Raw genomic sequence first — 8,727 nt, 5'->3', positions numbered from 1 at the left:
GCGGTACCGGGCAGCGGTGTTCCCCTGCCACGGGTTCATCGCGGCGAGAAGGGCGTCCCGCACGGTGCCGACGGCAGGGTCGCGAAGATGAACCCGTGGAAGGGGAACACGGCTGCCCAGTACAGGCGGCCGAGGAGACCCTGCGGGAAGTAGACGGCGCGCTGCTCGTAGCGGGAGCGGATGCGCTCCCCGTCCTTCAGCTCGTCGCCGCGCGCATCCGACTCGCTGTCTCCGTCGCCGACCGGCATGGCCCGCATCTCGAGCCACGCGAGCCCGGGGACGCGCATCTCGGCCCGCAGCCTCAGGAGCGAGCCGTGCTCGCCGCCGCGTTCGATGGTCTCGACGCGCCAGAAGTCGAGTGCGTCACCGACTGCGAGACGGTCCGGGTTGGTGCGACCACGACGCAGCCCGACCCCGCCGACGAGCTTGTCCATGACGCCGCGAGCCCCCCAGAGCAGCTTCGACGAGTACCAGCCGTTGTCACCGCCGATGCCCTCGATGACGCGGAACAGCTCCTCGGGTGAGACCGTGCTCTCCTTCGACTGCTCATCGGTGAAGACCGTCTGCCCCGCCCAGTCCGGGTCGGCGGGCAGCGGGTCGCTTGGCGCGCTGTGGACGTTCGCGTCCCGCCAGCTCGTCTCCGTGGCTCGCTGCTTCTCCCGGCCGAGGGCCAGCTCGACGGCCCGCAGGTAGGTCGTGAGGCCGCCCTCGGGCGGCGGGATGAGCGCATCCACGTCGCGGTTCTTGACGACGCACTCGTTCTGCAGCGACTCGACGAGGGGCCGGGCGATGGACTTCGGAATCGGGGTCACGAGGTTCACCCAGCGAGACGCGAGGCCTGGCGTGAAGACGGGCAGCGAAGCGATGGCCCGTTGACGCAGGCCGGCCTTCACGGCGTACCCGTTCATCATCTGCCCGTACCTGAGCACGTCGGGGCCGCCGATGTCGAGCGGCCGGTTCTCGTCCCCTTCGATGCGGGCGGCACCAAGCAGGTAGTGGAGGACATCGCGGACGGCGATGGGCTGGATGTGGTTGCGCACCCACTGCGGGGCAGGCATGTAGGGCAGCACCTCGGTGAGGTGCCGAACCATCTCGAAGGATGCGGAGCCGGAGCCGATGACGATGCCGGCCTGCAGGACGATGGTCGGGACGGGCGACTTCAGGAAGACCTCGCCGACCTCCTTGCGGGAGCGGAGGTGCTTCGAGAGCTTCGCGTCGTCAGGGTGCAGGCCTCCCAGATAGACGATGCGGGAGACGCCGGCCTTCGCGGCTTGCTCCGCCACGTTCTCGGCGAGCTGCAGGTCGGTGCGTTCGAAGTCGGACCCGGACCCCATGGCGTGGACGAGGTAGTAGACGACGTCGATGTCCTGCATGGCCTCGCCGACGGCCTTCGGGTCGTCCGCGTCGCCCACGACCACGTCGACGTGGTCTCCCCAGTCGTACGCGGCGACGCGGCCGGCGTTGCGGGCCAGCACCCGCACCCGGTAGCCGGCGGTGACGAGCCTCGGCACGAGGCGGCCTCCCAGGTAGCCGGTCGATCCGAAGACGAGCACTCTCGGCGCCGAGCCGTCCGCTCGAGGAACGGCCTTGAGCGCCGGCTCGTTGCCCGTCGGGGCTGGCGTCGCGGGCGTGCTGCTGTTGGCCGGAGCGTGTCCGGTCGTGAAGTCGCTGCCGGACGAAGACGTCGTGCTGTGCTTCGCGGACTCGCTGGCTTGGGCGTTTGGGGGCGTGCCTGGTGATGCCATGCTCGCGAGGCTATTGCCCCTGTCTGATCGCAAGATGATGGGTTGACAAAGCGGCACGACAGAGCCCCCGAGGGACATGCCGCTCGGGGGCTCTGAGGTCGATCTTCGTCGTTCTTCTCGGTGGTGCGCTCTAGCTCTGCACGACCGCGACCGGGTCGGTCGTCGGCAGGCCCGTCGCGGATCCGCCCTTCGACTCGACCGTGAGGCCGACGGCCATGCCTGGCGCGAATGTTCCGTCGAGCACCTTCACTGCGGGTGCGCCGTCGGCCATGGTCAGGACCCCGGCGGGTGCGGGACCTTCCCCGTCGATGTACCAGAGCTCGTAGTCGTTCTCTTCGGGCAACTGGGCCATGCCGTCCGCGACGACCGCCGACTTGCCGAGCTCCTGCGACCAGTAGACCGTGACGGTTCCGCCGCCGGTCGCCTCGGTGCGAGCACTGTCGACGTCGGGGGCGGCGAGGATGAGCGCCACGTCGCCGTCGGCAACGGACGGCTCCTGCGAGTCCTGCCCGAACCCGCCGAAGGCGAGGCCTCCGCCGAGGAACAGGCCGACGGCGAGGACAACCGCGGCAGTCGCGGCGAACATGGCTTGGGCGCTGCTGCGGAACCAGCGGCCGCGGGCTCGTGTCTCCACAGGCCCGAAGTCGTCGTCTCCGGTCGAGGTGCTCGAGGCTCCACCGCCGACGGCGACAGAGCGTAGTTCGTCGTCAGCGTCACGCTCGTCGGCGTCGGTCTCGGGCTCCGGTGCGAGAGACAGCCTGGGCCGCCCCTCCCCTTCGGCGTCCCGCGGAGCAGCGTCGGCAGGTGCCGACGGCGTGCCGGCGTCGGAGGCTCCCGCGGGGGCCGCGGACTCCTTCTCTCCGCCGACCGGGTTCTGCTGCGGGAAGCTGTCGAGCTTCGCGAACAGCGACCCCTTCATGGATGCAGGAGGACGCACCGGGGAGACTGCGAGCGCGAGCTGCGCTGCGGCCTCCTGGTAGCTCTCGAACTCCTCCGAGAGCTCGCCGTCTTCCAGCAGCTTGTTCAACAGTGCGCGGTCTGCGGCATCGTCGAAGTCGTTGGCGGAGAGCGCCTCTGCAGCAAGCAGCTGCTCGAGCTCCTCACGTTCCTGTTCGTAACTCATGACACCACCCCCAACTCGCGACGCAACCGATTCATTCCGTCTCTGATCCTTGTCTTCACCGTGCCGAGAGGCACCTCGAGCCGTTCCGCGATCTCACTCTGGGTGAGACCCCCGTAGTAGGCCAGGGTGACCGCCTCCCGCTGCTGATCGCTGAGCGCGCTGAGTGCCTTCTGGGCCCTCTTGTGCTCGATGCTGATCTCAGCGGACTCGGCGACGTCGTCGCGTTCCCCTTCGAAGTCCCGTGCCCCGATCTTCAGGTCACGGTCCTTCGATGCCTGGGATGCACGCACCCGGTCGATGGCTCTGCGGTGCGCGACAGTCAGCATCCATGTGGTCGCCTTGCCCTTGCTCGGCGAATACGATGCGGCGGTCTGCCAGATCTCGAGCAGCACCTCTTGGGCGACCTCTTCGGACTGCGCCTGGTCGACAAGCACTCGCCTGATGAGTCCGAGGACACGTGGTGCCATGAGGTCGTAGAGGGTCGAGAAGGCTTCCTTGCTTCCTGTAGCGGTGCGCACGAGAAGGTCCTCTATCTCTCCGATGGCTTCGCTCACAAGTTCAGCTTGCCATCTCGCGAACGTTTCGCGAAGTTCGTTGACTTCGTGTTGGGTTCCTGGGAAGTGCGTTGCTGGGACGTTCGGCCTGGTCTCAACCGAAGGTGAATGAGTAAGCATCCACGCCACCCCCCAGCGTCACGGTCAGTTCTCCCTGCTTGCTCTGGTCCCCTTCGAAGAGGAGGTATGAGCCTGGGTTGCCCTCGACTTGGATCTCTCGAGGGCCGGTGCCATCGTCGACGGTCACTGTTCCGGAGCCGCCGAGCACCATGCGGATGGTCGAGGCGGTGTAGGAGAGCTTGATCTTTCCTCCGTCGTCGCTTCGGATGCCCTGCGAGTCGAGGTTGAAGTCACCGTCGAGCGAGAAGGTGTCCTGCTGCTGCTGCGCGGGGAACGTGAAGCTGCGGTCGCCCTGGCCGTACTCGCCTTCACCTGCGTAGTTGACGACCTTCGTCGGCATCAGGTAGGTCTCTGGTGTCGTGCTTCCGAGTTCCGGCGTGGTGTCCGAGGTGTCGGTTTCGCCGGGGAGCTGCACGTCCGGGTTCGCTTCCTTGAGGAGGTCGCGGATCTGGGCCTCGGTCTCGGCGTAGCCGCCTTCACCGAAGTGGATGGCGCGGACGGTTCCCGTTGCGTCGATCAGGTAGTGGGCTGGCCAGTACCTGTTGCGGTAGTTGGTCCAGGTGCCCAGGTTGTTGTCGAGGGCGACGGGGTACTCGATGCCGAACTCGTCGATCGCGTTGGCGACGTTCGAGGCTTCCTTCTCGAAGGCGTACTCAGGAGAGTGGATGCCGATCACCTGGAGGCCGGCGTCCTTGTACGCCTGGTCCCATGCGGTGACGTGGGGGATGGAGCGGATGCAGTTGATGCAGGAGTAGGCCCAGAAGTCGATGAGGACGACCTTGCCCTCAGAGGCCTCCGCAGCGAGCTGCACCGCTTCGCCGTCAGGGGTGTTCATCCACTCCTGGATGTCGAGGATCTCTGGGGCAGGACCGCAGTCGCCGAGCTCCGGGTCGCCGGGCGTGCAGTTGGTGAGCTGCTCGTTCTGGTCGTTGACCAGGCCACCGAAGGCGAGTGCCTCCTCGACCTGCTCGTTGGAGTTGAACTGCTCCTGGAGGCCGGCGGTGTAGTCCGGCACGAGGCGCTGGAGGATCTGCGGGAGGTTGAAGACGAGTCCGATCGCGAGGGCGATCATGACGACACCTGCAGTGATGCGGATGCCGCGCTGGTGCTTGCGGAACGACTTGACTCGCTCGCCGACGCGACGTCCGGCGAGGGCGAAGATGAGGAGCGGGATCGCGGCGCCGATGCCGAAGGTCACCGTGAGGATGACGGTCTCGATTCCGATCTGACCAGTCGAGCCGGCAACCGTGATGGCTGCGAGCACGGGGCCGGCGCACGGCACGTAGACGGCGCCGAGCGCGATGCCGAGGAGGAAGCCGCCGCGGTCGGTATTGACCTGCTTCTGCGGGATCCAGGAGAACGGCTTCTCGAGGAGGTGCTCGAACTTCGGCACGATGAGGCCGACGCCGATGAGGACAAGCACGATGATGCCTGCCCAGCGCAGCACGTCCTGGGGGAGCCCGAGGAGGCTCAGGAGCAGCGAGCCGAGCAGCGTGAAGACGCTGAAGCTCGTAACGAGGCCCAGGATGACGAGGTACGGCCGGGCGGATGCGCGCCGCTTCGTCGTGCGCTCGCTCTTGACTCTCGTCTTGAGCGCGCCCTCGTCAGGCCCTTCGGCCCCGGGATCCTGGGCCTCGGCCTGCATCTCCTCGTCGCTGCGTGCACCCTGCACGCCGCCCGAGAAGAAGATGACGGGTAACACGGGAAGGATGCACGGGGAGATTCCCGTGATGAGGCCTCCGAGGAAGCCTATGAGTCCTAGCGAGATCATGTTGCGCTCCCTGAAGCATGGTTGTCAGGCGGACGTTCATGCCTGTGCACTGCATTCGGAGCCGTGTGCCTATCGGTTTGTCGTTTCCGCGTATTCGATGCGCTCGATCCGCGCTGTCCACCGGACGACGGCGCGAGAGCACTCCGAGGAAGCAACCGGCTGACGCTCCTTCCCGGCCAGACGTTCGGCGAGCAGTGGGAGACACACGCCTATATAAGGTGTCCACGCCGCGCTCAGCTCTCCGGATCAGTGCCGCACTCTGCGCCCCGCACGCCCCACAGCCGGGCAGCTCCACGGCCGCCATGAGCGCTGCCAGCTGAAACCGCGCATCACGTTTGGGCCCGAGATCCCCGGAATGACGGGCATGTGGGGGCCACCGAAGTTTTATTCCGAACTTTTCCAATCCGCTACAGGAGGGCCTCCGAATGCCTTTGTGAACCGCAACGGATGCGGCTCCGGCCCCCCGGCCGAGAAATGAGGAGTGAAGTTATGCGCACTATCACCAGGAAGGGCTCACTCGCCCTCCTCTCGCTGGCGGCCATCTCGACCTTCGGCCTGGCAGCCTGCTCGAACTCGGCCCCCATGGCTGAGACCGACGCCTCCACGGAAGCCTCCCCCATGGAGACTGCAATGGAGACGCCTATGGAAACCACCATGGAGACGATGGACCCAGCAGCCAACCTCGTCGGATCCGGCTGCGCCGACTACGCAGCTCAGGTTCCGGACGGAGCAGGCTCTGTCCAGGGCATGTCCCAGGACCCGGTCGCAGTTGCGGCTTCCAACAACCCGCTGCTCACGCAGCTCACGGCGGCTGTCTCCGGCCAGCTCAACCCCGACGTTGACCTCGTCTCGACGCTGAACGGCGGAGAGTTCACGGTCTTCGCACCGGTCGATGAGGCCTTCGGCAAGATCGATGCAGGAACGATCGACACGCTCAAGACCGACGCTGACCTCCTCTCGGGGATCCTCACCTACCACGTGGTTGAGGGACAGATCCTGCCTGACGAGATCGCTGGCGACCACAAGACCGTCCAGGGCGAGAACGTCACCGTCACCGGTGAAGGCGACAACCTCATGGTCGGCGACGCCAAGGTCATCTGCGGTGGAGTCCAGACCGCCAACGCAACCGTCTACCTGATCGACTCGGTGCTCATGCCGCCGTCGATGATGTAAGACAAACGCATCTAGCACGACAAACAGATATGGCCCCGGATCTTGCATCCGGGGCCTTTATCTGATTGCTTTTCGGTCCAGCACTTTCAGTGTTGCGCGAATATCACAGCGAGGGCACGGATTTCCGTGGATTCCCGCACAGGATTTCGTTATATGGATATCCGGGGGCCACAATGGGTTGTCCGGTTAAAGACGCGGCAGTGCCAACTGAGTGCCACAAGCGCCACAGGGGAAGCCATCGTCCGACACCGGCGACTACAGTCAACATCGAACTCTGGAGCTCTCATGGGATTCCTCGCATTCCTTCTTCTCGGACTCATCGCCGGGGCCATCGCGAAGCTCATCCTGCCCGGCAAGCAGGCTGGCGGCTGGATCGCTACCCTCATCCTCGGCGTCGTCGGCGCACTGCTCGGCGGCTGGATCGGCGGCATGCTCTTCGGTGAGGGCGTTGACGCGTTCTTCTCGCTCAGCAGCTGGCTCCTGGCCATCGGTGGCTCGCTCATCGTTCTCCTCATCTGGGGATTCATCACGAGCCGCAGCAGCAGGAACAAGGCGTAATACGCGCTCGCACGACCAAGGCTTCGGGCCCCGGCATCTTTGCCGGGGTCCGCTGTCGTCTCCGAGACGGTACAAGGAGCCAACACCCCTCCCATCCCCGCGCCAGAGGGGGGTCTGGACAAAGAACCCGTGACCAGCTGGGAGCTCAGGAGGTGCCCGTGAACTACCCCGCTGGCGATCGTTCGCAACGATCGCATCAAGCCGGACGTGTCCGCGTCCGCGTGATCCACCCCGGCGCTCACGCGGTGCGCCTCGAGGGCCCAGCGGGCGAGCTCACGGATGAGGTCGTCCTGCTCATCTCACGCACGGGCTCCGTCGCGAGCAGCCAGGGGACGCGCTCGACGACACTCGACCCGCTCGATGCGACCTTCGTGTTGAACTCAGCACCGCACACCCACCGACTGCAGGCCGACTCGATACTCCACTGCTTCACGATTCCCCGTGAGCAGCTCATGCCCGCGGGCACGGACGCAGGCAGACTGTCGACGTCCCGAGCTGACAGCAGGACACCACTGCAGCACTCGGCGGCCGCATTCCTCACCGCGTATTGCGATTCGTTGCTCGCCGGCTCGGACGCCCACCCGCAGGACGAGGCGACGCTCGTGCGACTCGCCGCAGTGCTGATCCTCGGAGACGACGACCGGGACCAGGACCCGCAGCACTAAGCAGGGACCGGGCTTCCGCTTCCCGCCGCTCGAGCTTCCTGCTCGCGGCGCGGCCCCTCCTGTGGTTCGCTCGAGGCATGACCTCCAGCACGGGCAGCAGCAACGACCAGCGGCCGAGTCACGACGACCAAGCGGCTGCTGAGCGGCGAGCCTCGGCACGTGCCGAGGCCCGCTGGCGGGCGCTGGCACGTTGGGAGCACTCCACGTCGCTGCCGATGTTCGTGGTCGCGGTCGTGTTCTTCGCGGCGTCATCGCTCCTGCTCATCGACGTGCAGCTGAGCGCGGACGCGCAGAGCCAGCTCACGAGCGTCGTCTCGGTCAGCTGGGCCCTCTTCATCGTCGAGTTCCTGATCCGCCTCGTGATCAGCCCGGTGAAGCTCACCTTCGTGCGTTCGCGCTGGTTCGACCTGCTGTCGCTGTTCGTCGTCGTGTTGCGGCCGTTCCTCATCGTCACGTACCTCTGGCGCCTGCCGTTCTTTCGCCGCGGTGGCCCTCGGGCGAAGCGAACCCGCAATGTCCTCGCGGTGTCGATCGCGTCGCTCCTGTACGTGTACACGGCGTCACTCGGCGTGTACCTCGTCGAGCACAAGACGCCCGGCGCGTCGATCGTGAGCATGGGAGATGCGCTGTGGTGGGGGTTCACGACGATCACGACGGTCGGCTACGGCGACTTCACGCCCGTGACGCTCGCCGGCCGCGCCCTGGCCGTCTCGCTCATGGTTTCCGGCGTGCTCATCGTCGGGTTCGTGAGCGCGACCATCATGTCGGCGATCCGCGAAGACGCGCAGACCATCGCGGCGAAGCTCACGACGAAGGCGCCCGGCGTCGAGGCCGGCGGCTCCCACCATGAACAGGCTGCGCGCTGACCAACCGCTACGCGCTCCCCGCCCGTCCAGGCGCCTGGACGATTTTGGGCAACAAAAAAGCCGGGGTTGGTCATCGAGGAGCATCTCTGCTCACTCAACAACCAACCCCGGCTTATGAAGAAGTCCGGCGGTGACCTACTCTCCCACAGGGT

8 protein-coding genes are annotated in these 8,727 nt (G+C 66.2%); 4 read left to right on the top strand and 4 right to left on the bottom strand.

Annotated features, from left to right (window positions below):
- Positions 1 to 35: 35 nt before the first annotated feature.
- The 4 genes from C5E05_RS19665 to C5E05_RS19650 all read right to left on the bottom strand — a co-directional run bounded on the left by C5E05_RS19665 (position 36) and on the right by C5E05_RS19650 (position 5,313).
- Entirely contained in the window at positions 36 to 1,745 is a 1,710-nt protein-coding gene (locus tag C5E05_RS19665; RefSeq protein WP_104342909.1) for an SDR family oxidoreductase, read from the bottom strand.
- A gap of 130 nt (positions 1,746 to 1,875) precedes the next feature.
- A complete protein-coding gene (locus tag C5E05_RS19660; RefSeq protein ID WP_104342908.1) occupies positions 1,876 to 2,868 on the bottom strand; it encodes an anti-sigma factor in 993 nt (330 codons plus the stop codon).
- Positions 2,865 to 3,422, bottom strand: a complete 558-nt coding sequence (gene sigK, locus C5E05_RS19655) for an ECF RNA polymerase sigma factor SigK (protein WP_236558643.1) — start codon at positions 3,420 to 3,422, stop codon at positions 2,865 to 2,867. The genes C5E05_RS19660 and sigK overlap by 4 nt, the downstream gene beginning before the upstream one ends.
- Before the next feature lie 94 nt (positions 3,423 to 3,516).
- Positions 3,517 to 5,313 carry a cytochrome c biogenesis protein DipZ gene (locus C5E05_RS19650; protein ID WP_104244971.1) on the bottom strand — a complete coding sequence of 599 codons (1,797 nt, stop codon included), beginning with the start codon at positions 5,311 to 5,313 and terminating at the stop codon, positions 3,517 to 3,519.
- Between the two features lie 489 nt (positions 5,314 to 5,802).
- On the opposite strand from C5E05_RS19650, the gene C5E05_RS19645 reads away from it, so the two are divergent.
- The 4 genes from C5E05_RS19645 (at position 5,803) to C5E05_RS19630 (ending at position 8,575) form a co-directional block, all read left to right on the top strand.
- Complete coding sequence (locus C5E05_RS19645; RefSeq protein ID WP_104244973.1) at positions 5,803 to 6,486, top strand: fasciclin domain-containing protein; 684 nt, start codon at positions 5,803 to 5,805, stop codon at positions 6,484 to 6,486.
- A 285-nt stretch (positions 6,487 to 6,771) separates the two neighbouring features.
- The gene (locus C5E05_RS19640) at positions 6,772 to 7,044 is read left to right on the top strand and encodes a GlsB/YeaQ/YmgE family stress response membrane protein (protein ID WP_104244975.1); all 273 of its coding nucleotides are present in this window, start codon (positions 6,772 to 6,774) and stop codon (positions 7,042 to 7,044) included.
- A 158-nt stretch (positions 7,045 to 7,202) separates the two neighbouring features.
- Positions 7,203 to 7,709: a hypothetical protein gene (locus tag C5E05_RS19635; protein ID WP_181059767.1), complete on the top strand. Its 507-nt coding sequence runs from the start codon at positions 7,203 to 7,205 to the stop codon at positions 7,707 to 7,709.
- A 77-nt stretch (positions 7,710 to 7,786) separates the two neighbouring features.
- Positions 7,787 to 8,575, top strand: coding sequence for a potassium channel family protein (locus tag C5E05_RS19630; RefSeq protein ID WP_104342906.1), 789 nt, complete (start codon positions 7,787 to 7,789; stop codon positions 8,573 to 8,575).
- Positions 8,576 to 8,727 lie beyond the last annotated feature (152 nt).

Origin of the sequence: Pseudoclavibacter sp. AY1H1 (assembly GCF_002931055.1) — a bacterium.
In the GTDB taxonomy this organism is placed as follows: Bacteria; Actinomycetota; Actinomycetes; order Actinomycetales; family Microbacteriaceae; genus Pseudoclavibacter.
The sequence above is the reverse complement of the archived record's forward strand: the minus strand, read 5'-3'. Positions and strand labels throughout refer to the sequence as shown.